The sequence below is a fragment of the Cupriavidus sp. CPT47-8839-RL05A genome (genome assembly GCF_058792255.1).
Map to the genome: position 1 here is coordinate 90,916 of NZ_JBYTEG010000009.1, position 16,215 is coordinate 107,130.

Sequence of the window (16,215 nt, forward strand, 5' to 3'; positions counted from 1 at the left end):
CTGTTGCAGTGCGCCATGCAAGATTCGCGCCGGGCAAGTATCCGGTACCTGCGCCAGTCCGGTGCGCTGGCGCTGCGAGGATGCCTGGATTCATTGTATGCGGTCGTACGCAGAGCCAACTCTCGCGGTGTATCCTGTTGCCCTGCTGCGCCGGGGCGTCTGCTGGCGACGCCGCGCATGGCTGCATCCTGCAATCCTGCCCACCCGCGCCGCAGCACCGATCAGAACAATCTGGAGAGATGCATGACCGAATTCGTGTTCGCCCCGGCCGCGCCCGTTGGCGTGCCGGTGCGCGGCAGCAATGCTAGTTTCCCGGTCCGGCGCGTGTACTGCGTCGGCCGCAACTATGCTGCCCACGCCCGTGAAATGGGCTCGGACCCCGACCGCGAGCCGCCGTTCTTCTTCTGCAAGCCGTCCGACGCGGTCAGCTACGTCGCCGACGGCACCGAAGGTGCCTTCCCGTACCCGCCGGGCACCAGCAACTGCCACTATGAAGTGGAGCTGGTGGTGGCGATCGGCAAGGGCGGACGGGACATCCCGGTCGACCAGGCAGCCGGCCACGTGTTCGGCTACGCCGTGGGCCTGGACATGACCCGCCGCGACCTGCAGAACGAATCGAAGAAGACCGGCCGCCCCTGGGAGACCGGCAAGGCCTTCGACCAGTCCGCGCCGATCGGCCCGATCGTGCCGGTCTCGGCCATCGGCCATCCGGAGAAGGGCGCGGTGACGCTGGCGGTCAACGGCGTGGAGAAGCAGCGCGGCGACCTGTCCGACCTGATCTGGTCGGTGCCGGAGATGGTGTCGTACCTGTCGAAGCTGTTCGAGCTGCAGCCGGGCGACCTGATCTTCAGCGGCACGCCCGAAGGCGTGGGCCCGGTGGTCAAGGGCGATGTCATGCGGTGCCACGTCGGCGGCGTGGGCGATCTCACCATCAAGGTAGTCTGATCCAATGCTAAAGCTTTACAGCTATTTCCGCAGTTCGGCCTCATTCCGCGTGCGCATTGCGCTGGAACTCAAGGGGCTGTCGTATGACTATGTGCCGGTGCACCTGCTGAAGGAAGGCGGCCAGCAGCTCAAGCCGGAGTTTCGCGCCGTGAATCCCGACGGCCTGGTGCCGGCGCTCGCCGACGGCGAGCACGTGCTGCAGCAATCGCTGGCCATCGTCGAATACCTGGACGAGGTCCATCCCGAGCCGAAGCTGCTGCCCGGCACGGCGCTGGACCGCGCCTATGTGCGCGGACTGGCCCAGGAGATCGCGTGCGAGATCCACCCGCTGAACAACCTGCGCGTGCTGAAGTACCTGAAGCACACCGTGGGCGTGACCGACGAGGTCAAGGACGCGTGGTACCACCACTGGATCGAGCTGGGCTTTGCGTCGCTGCAGGCCAACCTGGAGCGCGGCGGCAAGGCCGGGCGCTTCTGCTTTGGCGATACGCCCACGCTGGCCGATATCTGCCTGGTGCCGCAGGTATTCAACGCGCAGCGCTTCAATATCGACCTGGCCCCCTACCCGGCGATCGCCAGGATCTATGAAACCTGCATGGAGCTGCCTGCTTTCCAGAAGGCGGAGCCGAAGGCGCAGCCTGACGCGGAATAAGCGTTCGCAGGCCTGCAAGGCAAAACGCCCCGGCACTGCCGGGGCGTTTTTGCTTTGCACGGGTTGCCGGGCCTTACCCCAGCAGCGCTTCGGCGAACTCATCCGCCTTGAACGGCTGCAGGTCCTCCACCTTCTCGCCCACGCCAATGAAATAAACCGGCACCGGGCGCTGGCGCGCGATCGCCGCCAGGATGCCGCCCTTGGCGGTGCCGTCGAGCTTGGTCACGATCAGGCCGGTCAGGCCCAGCGCGTCGTCGAAGGCGCGGGTTTGCTGCAGGGCGTTCTGGCCGGTATTGGCGTCGATCACCAGCAGCACCTCGTGCGGCGCGCTCGGCATGGCCTTGCTGATCACGCGCTTGACCTTCCTGAGCTCTTCCATCAGGTGCAGCTGCGTCGGCAGGCGGCCGGCGGTGTCGGCCATGACGATGTCGATGCCGCGCGCCTTGGCCGCATTGACGGCGTCGAAGATCACCGCCGCCGGGTCGCCGCTTTCCTGCGCCACCACGGTGACGTTGTTGCGTTCGCCCCAGATCGTCAGTTGCTCGCGCGCGGCGGCGCGGAAGGTATCGCCGGCGGCCAGCAGCACCTTCTGGTCATAGCGCTGGAAGTGCTTGCACAGCTTGCCGATGCTGGTGGTTTTGCCGGCGCCGTTGACGCCCGCGATCATCATCACCAGCGGCTGCTCGCGGCCCAGCGCCATGGTTTTTTCCAGCGGGCGCAGCAGCTGCGTCAGCAGCTCGCGCAGCGCCGCCTTGACGCCTTCGGCGGTCTCGATGCGCTCGGCCTTGACGCGCTTGCGCAACTCGCCCAGCAGGTACTCGGTGGCTTCCACGCCGGCATCGGCCATCAGCAGCGCGGTTTCCAGTTCTTCGAACAGGGCCTCGTCGACCTTGACGCCGACGAACAGCGTGCCGATGTTGCGGCTGGTCTTGGACAGCCCGGTACGCAGCCGATGCATCCAGCCCAGCTTCGCTTCAGCAGTCTGGGCGGGCGGCGGGACCAGCTCGAGCGCTTCGGCCGGTGCGGGCGCCGGCACGGGGATCGGGGCCGCCACGGGCGCTGGGGCAGGGGGTGGCACTTGCGCCGGGACCGGTGCCGGTGCGGGCGCAGGGACTGGCGCAGGCGTGGGGGCCGGTGCCGGTACGGGGGCGGGAACCTCGACCGGAGCGGGGGCCGGGGCTGGCGCCTCGGCGGGCTCGGCCTTGCGCTTCTTCCAGAAACTAAACATTGGGGAATGGGGTCAATACCGGGGCCGATACCCTGGCGGCAGCCAATGCCAGCAGGCAACCGGTTATAAATCAATGGGTTACGCAGGCGTCGCGATGGCTGGGGAGAAACCGTTGTGGTCCCGGCCGGCGATTGCGTATAGTTCGCTACATGGCAGATTCATGCGCGCAGTCTTGCGCACGTGAGTCGATCGGCAAAATTCTAGCAGACGGGGTCGCATGAACCATTGCGCTGTCCTGACCGCTGCGGGCGCACAAGGCACCAAAGCCTGCGTCCCAACGCGCTTCCAACGCCTTTCATCCTCCTCCGAACCGCTTCCCGCCCGCGCCGCGCGTCTCGCGCGGCGAGTCATTCCCACGCTGCTGCTGGCCTTGCTGCCGTGGTCGATGCCGGCAGGGGCGCAGGGCGTGGTGGCCTCGCCGATGCCCGGCACGCAGACCGCCCCGGCCGGCGCGACCGCGCATGGCACGACCGAATACCGCCTGTCCAACGGGCTGCGGCTGATCGTCAAGGAAGACCACCGCGCGCCCACGGTGGCGCACCAGATCTGGTACCGCGTGGGCGGCATCGACGAGGTCAGCGGCACCACCGGCGTGGCGCACATGCTCGAGCACATGATGTTCAAGGGCACGCCCAAGGTCGGCGTGGGCGAGTTCTCCAAGCAGGTGGCCGCGCTGGGCGGGCGTGAGAACGCCATGACCAACCGCGACTTCACCATGTACTACCAGCAGATCGGCAAGCAGTACCTGCCGAGGATGATGGAGCTGGAGGCCGACCGCATGGCCAACCTCGTCATCACCAAGGACGAGTTCGAACGCGAGATGAAGGTGGTGATGGAAGAACGCCGCCTGCGCACCGACGACTCCGCGCGCGGCACCGTCTACGAGCAATTGCTGGCCACGGTCTACACCGCCGCCGCGTACCGCCACCCGGTGATCGGCTGGATGGACGACCTGGTCAATATGCGCGTGGACGACGTCAAGGAGTGGTACCGCCACTGGTACGTGCCCAACAACGCCATGGTGATTGTCACCGGCGACGTCAAGGCCGAGGAAGTGCGCGCCCTGGCCGAGCGCTATTACGGCAAGCTCAAGCCGCGCACGCTGCCGCTGCGCAAGGACCAGGAAGAGCCGGCGCAAAAGGGCATCAAGCGCATCTGGGTCAAGGCGCCGGCCGAGAACCAGTACATGGTGATGGCCTACAAGGTGCCGCGCCTGCGCGATATCGAGAAGGACGTCGACCCCTACGCGCTGGAGGTGCTGGCCGCCGTGCTCAACGGCTACGACAACGCACGACTGACGCGCGAACTGGTGCGCGAGCAGCGCCTGGCCGACGACGTCAACGTCGGCTATGACAGCATCAACCGCGGCGAGTCGCTGTTCGTGCTCGACGGCACGCCCGCCACGGGCCACAACACCGACGAGATCGAGCGCGCGCTGCGCGCCGAGGTCCAGCGTATCGCCAAGGAGGGCGTGTCGCCGGAGGAGCTCAAGCGCGTCAAGGCGCAGGTGGTGGCCGGCCAGATCTACAAGCGTGATTCGGTGTTCGGGCAGGGCATGGAAATCGGCGTGTCCGAGATCTCGGATATCTCCTGGCGCCAGATCGACCGCATGCTCGACAAGATCAAGGCCGTCACGCCGGCGCAGGTGCAGGCCGTCGCCGCGAAGTATTTCAACGACGACAACCTGACCGTGGCCACGCTGGTGCCGCAGCCGATCGATCCGAACAAGCCCAAGCCCCAGGCCCCGTCGGGCCTGCGCCACTGAGGAAAGGCGATGACTCAGTACGTCACCATCCCGCAGCGTGCGCTGCGCAAACTGGCCGGCGCCGCATTGGGCGCCATGGTCCTGCTGGCTGCGCAACTGGCGCAGGCCGCGATCCCGATCGAGCACTGGACCGCGTCAACCGGCGCCAGGGTGTTCTTCGTGCACAGCCCGTCGATCCCGATGCTCGACGTCAATATCGACTTCGACGCCGGCAGCCGCTATGACCCGCCGGGCAAGGCCGGGTTGGCCACGCTGACCGCCGCGCTGCTGGACAAGGGCGCCGCGGCGCTGGAGGGCCAGCCGGCGCGCGATGAAGCGAAGATCGCCGATGGCTTTGCCGATACCGGTGCCGCCTTTGGCGGCGCCGCCGGCGGCGACCGCGGCGGCATCGGGCTGCGCACGCTGACCGCCCAGCCGGAGCTGGACCAGTCGGTCGCGCTGGCCGCGCAACTGATCAAGGCGCCGACCTACCCGGACGCCGTGGTCGGGCGCGAGAAGCAGCGCCTGATCACCGCCATCCGCGAAGCCGACGCCAAGCCCGGCGTGATCGCCGACAAGGCGCTGGCCAAGGCCATGTACCCCGACCATCCCTACGGCGTGGCCGCGACCCCGGACAGCGTGGCGTCGATCACGCGCGACGACATCGTCAGGTTCTGGCGCGACAACTACGGCGCGCAGCGCGCGGTGGTGACGCTGATCGGCGCGGTCGACCGCAAGCAGGCCGAAGCCATTGCCGAGCAGCTCACGCGCGGGCTGCCGCCCGGCAGCGCGGCGCCGGCCATGCCGCAGGTGCGCCTGAACATCGCCCCGAGCGAGCAGCGCATGCCGCATCCGGCACAGCAGTCCAGCGTGGCCATCGGCCAGCCGGCGATTGCCCGCGGCGACCCTGATTATTTCGCGCTGCTGGTGGGCAACTACGTGCTGGGCGGCGGCGGCTTCAGTTCGCGCCTGACTGACGAGGTGCGCGAGAAGCGCGGCCTGACCTACGGCGTGGACAGCTACTTCGCGCCGTCCAAGCAGCCGGGTCCGTTCGGCATCAGCCTGCAGACCAAGAAGGCGCAGACCGACGAAGCGCTGGCGCTGGTGCGCCAGGTGCTGGCGCGCTTTGTCGCCGAGGGCCCGACCGAGAAAGAGCTGCGCGCGGCCAAGGACAACCTCATCAACGGTTTCCCGCTGCGCATCGACAACAACCGCAAGCTGCTGACCAACGTCGCCAATATCGGCTGGTACGGGCTGCCGCTGGATTACCTGGACACCTGGACCGCCCAGATTGGCAAGGTCACGCGCGAGCAGGTCAGGGCCGCTTTCCAGCGCCATGTGCGCCCGGACAATATGGCGACGGTGATCGTCGGCGGCCCGGTCGCGGCGCCTGCGACCGCCGCCAGGCAGTGATGCCGGCACCGCTTGGGCCCGTCATGCGCGCCGGGGCTCCGGTGCGTGCGGCGAACCGGCCCGCAGGCTCTACAATCACGGGATGAATTCGCGTTCCCGATTGCCGTCGCCCGCCACCGGCGGGCGACCCGCCTCTCCTGCCGCTGCCAGCGGCGGGCGTTCCCCCGTTTCCGCGGCGCCACGCCAGGCACCGCGCCAGGAGCCGTCCCAGGTCCGCATCATCGGCGGCCGCTGGAAGCGCACCTTGCTGCCCGTTCCCGATGCCCAGGGCCTGCGCCCCACGCCCGACCGCGTGCGCGAGACGCTCTTCAACTGGCTCGGCCAGGACCTGTCCGGGCTGGAATGCCTGGACCTGTTCGCCGGCTCCGGCGCGCTCGGCTTCGAGGCCGCCTCGCGCGGCGCCGCCGCGGTCACGCTGGTCGAGTCCAATGCGCGTGTGGCCAAGCAGCTGCGCGACAACCAGTACCGGCTCGATGCGGCCCAGGTGCGCGTGATGCAGGGCGATGCCTTTGCCATTGCCGCGCAACTGCCCGATGCCAGCTTCGATGTGGTCTTCCTGGATCCGCCCTTCGCCGAGGACTGGATCGGGCCGGCGCTGGAGCACGCGGCGCGGCTGTCGCGGCCCGGCGGCGCAGTCTATGTCGAGACCGACCATGCGCTGACCGGTGCCGACGCGCCGGTGCCGGCGTCGCTTGAAATCGTGCGCCACGCGCGCGCCGGCGCGGTGCATTTCCACCTGCTGCAGCATCGCGTGCCGGGCAACGGCGCTGCCTGATGCACCAGTCCGGGGCGATGGTCCGGGTAGGCCTGTTCCGCAATGAGGAAGGTCCCCTTCCTCAATGGGAAACGGTTTCATAGCTGCGCTGCGGCAAAACGGTGTGCCGGGCGGCTTCCAAGTGGCGCATTTGGGGTTACACTACGCCGCTGTTACAACGCTCGCGACGCAGCACCCACGCCGGTCCGGCCGGCGCAAGAGGCGGCCCAAGGCCGGCAGCGGGCAGATCAAGGAGGAAGTATGGTCATCGCGGTCTATCCCGGCACGTTCGATCCAATGACCCGGGGACACGAGGATCTGGTCCGCCGTGCGTCGAACATCTTCGACGAACTGGTGGTCGGCGTGGCGCACAGCCCCAACAAGCGCCCGTTCTTTTCGCTCGAAGAGCGCATCGGCATTGCCCGTGAAGTGCTCGGGCATTATCCCAATGTGCGCGTCGAAGGCTTTTCCGGCCTGCTCAAGGACTTTGTGCGCAACAACAATGCGCGCGTGATCGTGCGCGGCCTGCGCGCGGTGTCCGACTTCGAGTACGAATTCCAGATGGCAGGCATGAACCGCTACCTGCTGCCCGACGTGGAAACCATGTTCCTGACGCCGTCGGACCAGTACCAGTTCATCTCCGGCACCTTCGTGCGCGAAATCGCGGTGCTGGGTGGCGATGTCAGCAAGTTCGTGTTCCCGTCGGTGGAACGCTGGCTGCAAGAGAAAATCGGCAAACCGGAATAAAATAGCAGACTCAGATACGTCGAGTCGCGGCCAGTCGGGCGCGGGCGTGTCCGCAGGAAGGAAACACCATGGCGCTGATGATCACTGACGACTGCATCAACTGCGACGTTTGTGAACCCGAGTGCCCGAACGAAGCCATTTCGATGGGGCCCGAGATCTATGAAATCGACCCCAACAAGTGCACCGAGTGTGTCGGGCACTTCGACGAGCCGCAATGCCAGCAGGTCTGCCCGGTCGCCTGTATCCCCAAGGATCCGAACCGCGTCGAAACGCATGAGATCCTGATGCAGCGCTACCGGCTGCTGACGGCTGCCAAGCACGCGGCCTGACCCGCAGCTTCAGCAAGGCAAAAAAAGCCCCCGGCACCGCAAGGTGACGGGGGTTTAACTTTTCCCCAGTTACTGCTGGTACTACCTACTACACTGCGCGGTCACGCCCCCATCGGCTTGCCGTCGCTACGGCGCACCACGATGGTGGACGAGCGCGGCGGCTTGGCCGCGTCCGGCCACGCGCCGGTGGGGTGCTGGATGTTAATGAAGCAGGTGGTCAGGTCCGGCGTGTAGGCGATGCCGGTGATCTCGCAGCCGGTCGGGCCGACCAGGAAGCGCCTGGACTGACCCGTCGGCGAGATGTAGTACATGCTGTTGTTGCCGAACGTGCTGGTGTAGGTGGCGCTGGTGCTGGAGTCGGTCTGCACCCACAGCCGGCCCTGCGGGTCGACGCGCAGGCCGTCGGGGCTCGAGAACGTGTCGCCGTTGATGTTGCCCTTCAGGTTGTCGGTGGCCAGCGACGGGTCGCCGGCCTGCAGCAGGATGCTCCACGTGAAGGTGGTCGCCAGCGGCGAATTACCGGCTTCGTTCCACTTGACGATATGGCCGTGCAGGTTGTTCTTGCGCGGGTTGGCGGCGTCGGTCTGCTGGCGGCCGCTGTTGTTGGTCAGCGTGCAGTACAGGGTCTTGTCCGGTGCGGCCGTGATCCACTCGGGGCGGTCCATCAGCGTGCCGCCGGCCACGCGCGCGGCCGACTTGGTGTTGATCAGCACGTCGGCCTGGCTGGCGAAGTCGACGGTGGTCGGCGCCGGCGAGACTGCCGACTGGGTCCAGTTGCCCGGATCCGAAGCGCCCACGGTCAGGCCGTTCTTGCCCTGCGACAGCTCGATCCACTGGCCGCTGCCGTCGGCATTGAACCTGGCCACGTACAGCGTGCCGGTGTCCAGGATGTTGGCGTTGGCGGCGCGGTTGTTAGGGTCGAACGCCTTGCTCGGCACGAACTTGTAGATGCAGCCCGGCGTGCCGTCGTCGCCCATGTAGAACGCGACGTTGTTGTTGGCGTCGGTCAGGAAGGCGACGTTCTCATGGTCGAAGCGGCCCATTGCGGTGCGCTTGGCCGGCGCGCCCAGCGTGCCGTACGGATCGACTTCCACCACCCAGCCGTAGCCGTTGTCGGCCTGGGTCGGGTCGATGTAGTTGTCGGTGCTTTCCTCGCAGGTCAGGTAGGTGCCCCACGGGGTATGGCCACTCGAGCAGTTGTTGAGCATGCCGACCACGGTCGAACCCACTACCGATGCCGCCGGACCGCCCACGCGGTACAGCGTGTTACCGGTGTAGCGCTTGTTGTAGATCGAGTCGCGCTTGACCTGCCACTTGCCGCTGGCGGCCAGTTCCACTTCGATCACCGAGATGCCGACGGCCGACAGCGCGATGCGCTTCTGTTCGGAGCTGGCCGTGCCGGCGTCATAGGTGCCGCCCGCGAACAGGATCTTGTAATCCGGCAGCTCGTGGTTGATGGCGAGCAGGCCGCCCTTCTGCGGATCGACGCCCGGCAGCGCGAAGTAGTGCATGCCGTCGTGGTTGCCGCCGGCCTGGCGCTCGGTTTCGGCCGAGGACTGGAAGGCGCCGGCATAGCCGGTGGCGCCGGCTTCGACCGGGTCGCCGGCGGAGAACAGCACGTCGACGCTGTAGCCGTTGGGCACGACCACGGCATCGGCGGTCGACTTGGCGACCGGCTCGAAGGTGACTTCGTAGCTCGGGCTGACCGGGCCGGGCGCGGGGGCAGGAGCGGGGGCCGGTGCCGGTGCCGGTGCGGGATCGTCATCGCCGCCACAGGCGGCCAGCAGGCCGCTGCCGAACGCCGAGGCCAGCGACAGGCCCAGGCCGCCGCGCAGCACCCGGCGGCGGGCCGGGTTGGCGGCTACGATGTCTTCGAGCATCTGGCCGGGCACGTCAACGTCGGGCTTGGCAGCGCGACTGGCGGCCCGCGCTTCATCGGTCAGGTACGACATGGGCTTTCCTCCTGTGGGTTGTCATGCGCATCGGCCACCATGCGATACCGACGCGATTGGAAACCACGGAATCTATGTGCCGCCCATGGCACTTTGATGACATATTGTCTGCAACAGCAGTCTTGGGCCGCCAAACCACGACGGGCCGCAGATGCGGCCCGTTTTCATACTCTTGTCGCAGGAATATGCGTATTTGTCAGCGCGTGGTATGCAGCTGCGCCATGGCGCGTTCGGCGTCGCCGCGTGCCAGCAGGCCGAGCGGCTCGATGCAGCGGTCGATGGCGGCATCGATGGCTTCCTGCTCCTCGCGCCGCGGTGGCTTGAGCACGAAGTTGACCACGTCCTCGCGGCCCGTGCCGGCGCCGCCGGGCGCGTTGCGCGGATGGCCCACGCCCAGGCGCAGGCGCCAGTAGTCCTGCGTGGACAGGTGGGCCGAGATGTCCTTGAGCCCGTTGTGGCCGCCCGCGCCGCCGCCGCGCTTGAGCTTGGCCGCGCCCGCCGGCAGGTCCATCTCGTCGTGCGCGACCACGATCTCGTCGGGAAGGACCTTGTAGAAGCGCGCGAGCGAGACCACGGCCAGGCCGGAGCGGTTCATGAAGGTCGACGGCTTGAGCAGCCAGATGTCCTGGTCCCACAGCCGCGCACGCGCGGCCAGGCCGTGGAAGCGGCCTTCCACGCGCATCGTGGCGCCGCCCATGCGGGCCAGCTGGTCCACCAGCCAGAAGCCGGCGTTGTGTCGGGTGGCCTCGTACTCCGCACCGGGATTGCCGAGGCCGACGATGAGCTTGATCATGCGTTTGACTGGGTCGTTGGCGCGCAAGGCTGTGCCACAAGCGCCAAGGATACCGAAAAACCGGCAGACGGCTGCCGGGCGAAAAAAAACCGCCGCAAGAAGCGGCGGTTTCTTCCTGGCGCGGCCGGCAGGCCGCGACCGCTGCTGCAGCTTAGGCAGCCGGCGTTTCGCCAGCGGCTTCGCCGCCTTCGGCAGCTTCCGACACGGCACCAGCCGGTTGCGAGATGCTGGCGATGGCCGGGTTGTCGTCACCGTGGGTGATCACGGTCACGCCCTTCGGCAGCTTGATGTCCGACAGGTGGACGGTCTGGTTCAGCTCGACGGCGGCCAGGTCCACTTCGATGAACTCGGGCAGGTCGGCCGGCAGGCACGACACTTCCAGGTCGTTCAGGATGTGGTTGACGATGCCGTGGCCCAGCTTCACGCCAGGAGCGGTTTCCTGGTTCATGAAGTGCAGCGGCACCTTGACGTGGATCTTGTCGTTGGCCGACACGCGCTGGAAATCGACGTGCAGCACCAGCGGCTTGAACGGGTGCATCTGGAATGCGCGCAGCAGGGCCTGTTCCGACTTGCCAGCGACTTCCAGTTCCAGGATCGACGAGTGGAACGCTTCCTTCTTCAGGGCGTGCCACAGCGCGTTGTGATCCAGTTCGATCATCTTCGGTTCGGCGGCGCCGCCGTAGATGATGCCGGGGGTCTTGCCCGAATTGCGCAGGCGGCGGCTCGCACCCGTTCCCTGTACGCTACGCTCGAAAGCGACAACTTTCATGATGACTCCAAAAGTAAGAAGGCCGTCCGCGACCAGACAGCCTCGTTGCGGCGCAAACAGAAAATGATGCGCCGATCAAGCCACGTTGATCGCCGAAAAACGGCGATCAACGCAGTAAAGCTTTAAATTCTATCAGGAACCCGCAAACAGCGACATGATCGAGTCGCCCTTGACGATGCGGGTGAAGGTCTCGGCCAGCAGCGGGGCGGTCGAGAGCTGGCGGATCTTGGTGCACTTGGCGGCTTCTTCGGACAGCGGGATGGTGTCGCACACCACCACTTCGTCCAGCGCCGAGTCCGCGATGCGGGCGGCCGCGCCACCCGACAGCACCGGGTGCGTGCAGTAGGCGAAAACCTTCAGCGCGCCGCGCTCCTTCAGCACCTGGGCGGCCTTGCACAGCGTGCCGCCGGTGTCGATCATGTCATCCATGATGACGCAGTTTCGGCCGTCGACTTCACCGATGATGTTCATCACCTCGGCCACGTTGGCCTTGGGACGACGCTTGTCGATGATCGCCAGGTCGCAGTTCAGTTCCTTGGCCAGTGCGCGGGCACGGACCACGCCGCCGACGTCCGGCGACACCACCAGCAGGTCGCCGTAGTTCTTCTCGCGCAGGTCGCCCAGCAGTACCGGCGAAGCGTAGATGTTGTCGACGGGAATATCGAAGAAGCCCTGGATCTGGTCAGCGTGCAGGTCCATCGTCAGCACGCGCTCGACACCGGCGACTTCCAGCATGTTGGCCACGACCTTGGCCGAGATCGCGACGCGCGCCGAACGCGGGCGGCGGTCCTGGCGGGCATAGCCGAAGTAGGGCATGGCGGCGGTGATGCTGCGTGCCGAGGCGCGCTTGAGCGCGTCGACCATCACCATCAGCTCCATCAGGTTGTCGTTGGTCGGCGCGCAGGTGGACTGCAGCACGATGACGTGCTTGCCGCGAACGTTTTCCTGGATATCAACTTGAACTTCGCCGTCGGAGAAACGGCCAACCAACGCCTTGCCCAGGGGAATGCCGAGGTGCTGTACGACAGCCTCCGCGAGTTTGGGGTTGGCGTTGCCGGTAAATACCATCAAGCCTTCGCTGCTCATTCGGGGCACCTGTCTTGCTGCTGGGGGAGCTTGGCGTCACCGGCAAAGCCGGTGACTGATACAGAGAGTCCGTAAGGACACTATAGGAATGTAATGGCAGGGGAAGAAGGATTCGAACCTTCGAATGCCGGAATCAAAATCCGGTGCCTTGACCAACTTGGCGACTCCCCTACACAACCGGGCCGTTCTTCGTGGTACCAGACTGCCGTACCGCGCCGAACGAAAACTTGCTACGCGAGCGCTGCGAGCGGATGACGTGCCAGACTGCGCACACACCTGCCGTCCCATTCGGGAGGCAACCTTTCCAAAACCTGCTGCGCTGTTGCTGCGTCGGGAAAACGCGCAAACACGCAGGCTCCGGAACCGGTCATCCTGGCATGCTGATTGTGTTGCTTCAGCCATGCCAGGGCTCGGGCGACTTCGCCGAACTTCGCTGTTGCTATCGGTTCCAGGTCGTTGCGACCGAAATCGAATTTGTTTGTGCGAGCAGCGAAGACCGCAATTATGGAGAGCGGCGTATCCCTTGTCAAGCACTCGTCCGAAAAAATTTCAGCAGTGGGGACATGCTGTTTCGGGTGGATGACCACGAACCAGCTCTCGGGCAACTCGACTGGCGTCAGGTCCTCGCCGATGCCCTGTGCAAAGGCGTTCTGGCCCAACACGAATACTGGCACGTCGGCGCCCAGCGCCAGCCCGATGCGCATCAGTTCGGCACGCGCAAGGCCCAGTCCCCACAGGTGATTCAGCGCCAGCAGCGTGGTGGCGGCATCGGACGAGCCGCCACCGATGCCGCCGCCCATCGGCAGCGCCTTGTCGATGGCTATGTCGGCCCCGAACGTGGTACCGGTGGCCGCCTGTAACGCGCGCGCGGCGCGTACCACCAGGTCGGTCTCGGCCGGCACGCCGGGCACGTCGGTGACGCGTGCGACCACGCCGTCGTCGCGCCGGCGGAAATGCAGCGTGTCGCACCAGTCGACCAGCTGGAACACGGTCTGCAGCGTGTGGTAGCCGTCGGCGCGGCGGCCGGTCACGTGCAGGAACAGGTTGAGCTTGGCCGGCGCGGGGCAGTCGCGCAGTTCGGGCGGGGGCAGGGGCTGGCTGCGATGCATGGCGTGGTTCACGGCGTCCGGGGATCGATCACGAGGCGCACCGACAGCGGATTGCTGCCGGCGTCGCGCGCCAGGTCGATGCGGCGCGGCAGCTGGGCGGCTGCGTCCTGCCAGGCGACGTAGCGTACGGTCCAGCCGTTCTGCGCCAGCGTGGCCAGCCGGCCCTGCTCGTCGCGCGTGGTGCGCGCGGGCGCGCCCTGCGTGGCGCGGCCGTGCAGCCAGTCGCGCATGCCGGCCACCGGCAGCGCAAAGCCGAGCGCCTCCTCCATCAGGGTGTCGACCTCAGGCGCGTTGCGCGGCGGCTGGTTGGGCAGGTCGAGCGTGGCGCCGGACGGCGTTGCGGTGACCACGGCCAGGGTCTGGCCGAGCGGGGACACCAGGTCCAGCCGCACGTTGCGGCCCTGTTCTTCCCAGCGGAAGCTCCCCTGCACGCCTTCGTCGCGCCCGTAGCGCACGTAGTTGGCGGAGAAGCGGCCGGTGTATTGCTGGCTGGCGGCGGCCTGGTCGCCATCAAAGCTGCGCGACGGTGCCACGCTGGCACACGCCTGCAGCAGCAGCGGGGCGCCAAGGCAGAAGAGCGCCAGGCGTCGGGATCGGTTCATAGGCTTGGTCGTGAGAACGGCGGCGCGGCGGCGTCCGCCGGCTGACGGAAATCCGGCGCCGCGGACCCGGGCTGCGGGCCGCGGCGGGCGGGGTTACTTGGACACTTGCACGTTGACCTTGTAGCGGCGCAGCGTGTCGACCAGGGTCTCGTTCTCGGGATCGATGCGGACGGCCTCGGTCCAGGTCTTGCGCGCTTCGTCATGCTCGCCGAGCTGCCACAGCACCTCGCCCAGGTGCGCGCCGATCTCGGCCTCGGGCGCCTTGGAATAGGCGTTGCGCAGCAGGTCGGCCGCCGGGCGCAGGTCGCCCATGCGGAATTTGACCCAGGCCAGGCTGTCCATGATGTACGGATCGTCCGGCCCCAGCTCGGAGGCGCGCTCCAGCAGCTTGAGCGCCTCCGGCAGCCGCTCGTTGCGGTCCGCCAGCGAGTAGCCCAGCGCGTTGTAGCCCTGCTTCTGCTGCGGCTGCAGCGCAATCACCTTGCGCAGGCCCTTCTCCATGCTGTCGTAACGCTTCTGGCGCTCGTCGAGCATGGCCAGTTCGTAGATCCAGTCGGCGTTGTCGGGCTCGGCCGTAATGCGGTCGTTGAGCAGCTTGCGGGCGCGGTCATAGGCTTTGCTTTCCATCAGCGTGGCCACCTCGGCCTGGCGGATGGCGGTCATGCGCTGCGCGCGCTGGCCAGGATCGGAGATGTCCTCGGCGTCGGTGAGCATCTCGCCGAAGAGCGCCTGGGCGTCGTCGAGCTTGCCCATGCGCGCCAGCAGCTGTGCGCGCTTGGCGGTCGCCGCGGGCGCCAGCCGGATGTCCTCGATGCGGTCCAGCCACCGGATGGCGCCGGCGTAGTCCTTGCGCTCCTCGGCGATCTGCGCCAGGTACTGGTAGGCAATGTCGGGGTTGGCGGTGGGCTGCTTCTCGACCAGCTGCAGGTATTCCTTCAGGTACTGCTCGGCCTCGCCGTAGCTCTTGGCCTGCAGGCTGGTCAGGCCCAATGCCAGCGGCACGCGCGGGTCGCCCGGGGCTACCTTGCGCAGGGTCTCGAACTCCTGCCGGGCCGACTGCATGTCGTTGCGCAGCAGGTACAGCCGCGCCAGCGTGATATGGCCGTTGACCGAATCGGGCGACTTGTCGAGGAAGCGCTTCAGGATCGCGACGGCTTCGTCCGGCTGCTTCTCGGCGCGCAGCTCGGCCGCCATCAGCGCGGCCGCTTCATAGCCCGGGCGCAGCCGCAATGCCTGGTCGAGCGCGGCGAGCGCGCCCGGCTCGTCGCCGGCGACTTCCCTGGCGCGCGCCAGGGCCAGCTGCGTTTCCGGCAGCTTGGTGTCATTCTTGGTCAGGTCCTGCAGCAGTGTGGCCGCGCCGGCCGCATCGCTGGTGCGCGACAGCTGCTGCTGCAGCTGCAGGATGGCCTCGCCGCGATGGCTGGCCGGCACCGCCGCCAGCTGTTGCTGCAGCAGGGGCCGGGCATCGTCCCAGCGCCCGTTGAGCACCAGCAGCGTCGACAGCACCTGCGCTGCCGCGGGCGAAGTCGGAGAAATCTCCTTCCACAGGCGCGCGGAGTCCAGTGCCTGCTGCGGGATGCGCGCATTGAAGGCGATCTCGGTGGCGCGCTGCGCGAAGCGCGGGTCGCGGGTCTGCCGGGCCAGTTCCATGTAGGTCCGGTAGGCCGGGCCGACCAGGCCGCGCTGCATGGAAATCTCCGCGGCCAGCACCATATAGACGATGTCGTCGGTCAGCTCCAGCGACGGCAGCGCGCTGCGTGCGGGCTTGGCGGCGGCGGGGCGCTCGCTTTCGGCCGCGGCCAGCTGCAGTGCCGATGGCAATGGCATGGCGCCCGCAGGCGGCGCGGCGTGGCTGGTGCCGGCGGCCAGGGCCAGCAATGCCGAGGCGGCCAGCGCACGCGCATGGCGGCGGGGCGCCTGGAAAAACCGGGCCAGGGCGCCAGCCGTGCGCGCTGTGCGGGAAACGGCGCCTGGAAAGGCGATCGGGAGGCCGCCCGCGGTGGCTTGCAATGTGGAGTCCGGCATCAGGTCCGGCATGAGGTCCGACATGTAGTGATTGCTCCGGCGCGCGCTGGCGAGGGATGGGAGAAAG

Annotated in this window: 15 protein-coding genes and 1 tRNA gene; 7 read left to right on the forward strand and 9 right to left on the reverse strand. The window is 67.3% G+C overall.

From position 1 onward, the window contains the following. Window positions 1-243: 243 nt before the first annotated feature. Both AC3WVS_RS12960 and maiA read left to right on the forward strand, forming a co-directional pair. Window positions 244-945, forward strand: coding sequence for a fumarylacetoacetate hydrolase family protein (locus AC3WVS_RS12960; protein WP_492318947.1), 702 nt, complete (start codon window positions 244-246; stop codon window positions 943-945). Window positions 946-949: 4 nt separating this feature from the next. Next, a complete protein-coding gene (gene maiA / locus AC3WVS_RS12965) occupies window positions 950-1,597 on the forward strand; it encodes a maleylacetoacetate isomerase (protein ID WP_492318948.1) in 648 nt (215 codons plus the stop codon). Between the two features lie 73 nt (window positions 1,598-1,670). Here maiA and ftsY read toward each other — a convergent pair whose 3' ends face one another. After that, a complete protein-coding gene (gene ftsY, locus AC3WVS_RS12970; protein WP_492318949.1) occupies window positions 1,671-2,825 on the reverse strand; it encodes a signal recognition particle-docking protein FtsY in 1,155 nt (384 codons plus the stop codon). 217 nt (window positions 2,826-3,042) lie between these two features. Between ftsY and AC3WVS_RS12975 the strand changes: the two genes are divergently transcribed. From AC3WVS_RS12975 to AC3WVS_RS12995, 5 genes are all read left to right on the forward strand, one after another. Next, window positions 3,043-4,590, forward strand: a complete 1,548-nt coding sequence (locus tag AC3WVS_RS12975; protein ID WP_492318950.1) for a M16 family metallopeptidase — start codon at window positions 3,043-3,045, stop codon at window positions 4,588-4,590. 9 nt (window positions 4,591-4,599) lie between these two features. Further along, entirely contained in the window at window positions 4,600-5,982 is a 1,383-nt protein-coding gene (locus AC3WVS_RS12980) for a M16 family metallopeptidase (protein WP_492318951.1), read from the forward strand. Between the two features lie 82 nt (window positions 5,983-6,064). Beyond that, window positions 6,065-6,757 (forward strand): 16S rRNA (guanine(966)-N(2))-methyltransferase RsmD, encoded by a 693-nt coding sequence (rsmD, locus tag AC3WVS_RS12985; protein WP_084187366.1) that lies wholly within the window; start codon window positions 6,065-6,067, stop codon window positions 6,755-6,757. A gap of 240 nt (window positions 6,758-6,997) precedes the next feature. Then, window positions 6,998-7,483, forward strand: a complete 486-nt coding sequence (gene coaD / locus AC3WVS_RS12990) for a pantetheine-phosphate adenylyltransferase (RefSeq protein ID WP_010814369.1) — start codon at window positions 6,998-7,000, stop codon at window positions 7,481-7,483. A 68-nt stretch (window positions 7,484-7,551) separates the two neighbouring features. Next, window positions 7,552-7,812, forward strand: coding sequence for a YfhL family 4Fe-4S dicluster ferredoxin (locus AC3WVS_RS12995; protein ID WP_035822613.1), 261 nt, complete (start codon window positions 7,552-7,554; stop codon window positions 7,810-7,812). Window positions 7,813-7,913: 101 nt separating this feature from the next. Here the strand turns inward: AC3WVS_RS12995 and AC3WVS_RS13000 are convergent, their stop codons facing one another. The 8 genes from AC3WVS_RS13000 to AC3WVS_RS13035 form a co-directional block, all read right to left on the reverse strand. Continuing rightward, window positions 7,914-9,764, reverse strand: a complete 1,851-nt coding sequence (locus tag AC3WVS_RS13000) for a PhoX family protein (RefSeq protein ID WP_492318952.1) — start codon at window positions 9,762-9,764, stop codon at window positions 7,914-7,916. A gap of 196 nt (window positions 9,765-9,960) precedes the next feature. Beyond that, a complete protein-coding gene (gene pth, locus AC3WVS_RS13005) occupies window positions 9,961-10,557 on the reverse strand; it encodes an aminoacyl-tRNA hydrolase (protein WP_492318953.1) in 597 nt (198 codons plus the stop codon). 151 nt (window positions 10,558-10,708) lie between these two features. After that, on the reverse strand, window positions 10,709-11,326 hold the full coding sequence (locus AC3WVS_RS13010) for a 50S ribosomal protein L25/general stress protein Ctc (protein ID WP_492318954.1): 618 nt from the start codon (window positions 11,324-11,326) through the stop codon (window positions 10,709-10,711). A gap of 132 nt (window positions 11,327-11,458) precedes the next feature. Next, window positions 11,459-12,412: a ribose-phosphate pyrophosphokinase gene (locus AC3WVS_RS13015; protein ID WP_010814374.1), complete on the reverse strand. Its 954-nt coding sequence runs from the start codon at window positions 12,410-12,412 to the stop codon at window positions 11,459-11,461. Between the two features lie 94 nt (window positions 12,413-12,506). Further along, a tRNA-Gln gene (locus AC3WVS_RS13020) sits at window positions 12,507-12,583 on the reverse strand. A gap of 59 nt (window positions 12,584-12,642) precedes the next feature. Next, window positions 12,643-13,521: a 4-(cytidine 5'-diphospho)-2-C-methyl-D-erythritol kinase gene (gene ispE / locus AC3WVS_RS13025; RefSeq protein ID WP_492318955.1), complete on the reverse strand. Its 879-nt coding sequence runs from the start codon at window positions 13,519-13,521 to the stop codon at window positions 12,643-12,645. Window positions 13,522-13,529: 8 nt separating this feature from the next. Next, entirely contained in the window at window positions 13,530-14,123 is a 594-nt protein-coding gene (gene lolB / locus AC3WVS_RS13030; RefSeq protein WP_492318956.1) for a lipoprotein insertase outer membrane protein LolB, read from the reverse strand. A gap of 93 nt (window positions 14,124-14,216) precedes the next feature. Further along, window positions 14,217-16,172, reverse strand: a complete 1,956-nt coding sequence (locus AC3WVS_RS13035; RefSeq protein WP_492318957.1) for a tetratricopeptide repeat protein — start codon at window positions 16,170-16,172, stop codon at window positions 14,217-14,219. Window positions 16,173-16,215 lie beyond the last annotated feature (43 nt).

What these genes read in the sequence shown, in the direction of transcription:
- AC3WVS_RS12980 (WP_492318951.1), top strand. Translation starts at nt 4,600, where the DNA reads ATGACTCAGTACGTCACCATCCCGCAGCGTGCGCTGCGCAAACTGGCC.
- AC3WVS_RS12975 (WP_492318950.1), top strand. Translation starts at nt 3,043, where the DNA reads ATGAACCATTGCGCTGTCCTGACCGCTGCGGGCGCACAAGGCACCAAA.
- rsmD (WP_084187366.1), top strand. Translation starts at nt 6,065, where the DNA reads ATGAATTCGCGTTCCCGATTGCCGTCGCCCGCCACCGGCGGGCGACCC.
- lolB (WP_492318956.1), bottom strand. Translation starts at nt 14,123, where the DNA reads ATGAACCGATCCCGACGCCTGGCGCTCTTCTGCCTTGGCGCCCCGCTG.
- AC3WVS_RS13015 (WP_010814374.1), bottom strand. Translation starts at nt 12,412, where the DNA reads ATGAGCAGCGAAGGCTTGATGGTATTTACCGGCAACGCCAACCCCAAA.
- AC3WVS_RS13035 (WP_492318957.1), bottom strand. Translation starts at nt 16,172, where the DNA reads ATGTCGGACCTCATGCCGGACCTGATGCCGGACTCCACATTGCAAGCC.
- AC3WVS_RS13000 (WP_492318952.1), bottom strand. Translation starts at nt 9,764, where the DNA reads ATGTCGTACCTGACCGATGAAGCGCGGGCCGCCAGTCGCGCTGCCAAG.
- pth (WP_492318953.1), bottom strand. Translation starts at nt 10,557, where the DNA reads ATGATCAAGCTCATCGTCGGCCTCGGCAATCCCGGTGCGGAGTACGAG.
- AC3WVS_RS12960 (WP_492318947.1), top strand. Translation starts at nt 244, where the DNA reads ATGACCGAATTCGTGTTCGCCCCGGCCGCGCCCGTTGGCGTGCCGGTG.
- AC3WVS_RS12995 (WP_035822613.1), top strand. Translation starts at nt 7,552, where the DNA reads ATGGCGCTGATGATCACTGACGACTGCATCAACTGCGACGTTTGTGAA.
- AC3WVS_RS13010 (WP_492318954.1), bottom strand. Translation starts at nt 11,326, where the DNA reads ATGAAAGTTGTCGCTTTCGAGCGTAGCGTACAGGGAACGGGTGCGAGC.
- ftsY (WP_492318949.1), bottom strand. Translation starts at nt 2,825, where the DNA reads ATGTTTAGTTTCTGGAAGAAGCGCAAGGCCGAGCCCGCCGAGGCGCCA.
- maiA (WP_492318948.1), top strand. Translation starts at nt 950, where the DNA reads ATGCTAAAGCTTTACAGCTATTTCCGCAGTTCGGCCTCATTCCGCGTG.
- coaD (WP_010814369.1), top strand. Translation starts at nt 6,998, where the DNA reads ATGGTCATCGCGGTCTATCCCGGCACGTTCGATCCAATGACCCGGGGA.
- ispE (WP_492318955.1), bottom strand. Translation starts at nt 13,521, where the DNA reads ATGCATCGCAGCCAGCCCCTGCCCCCGCCCGAACTGCGCGACTGCCCC.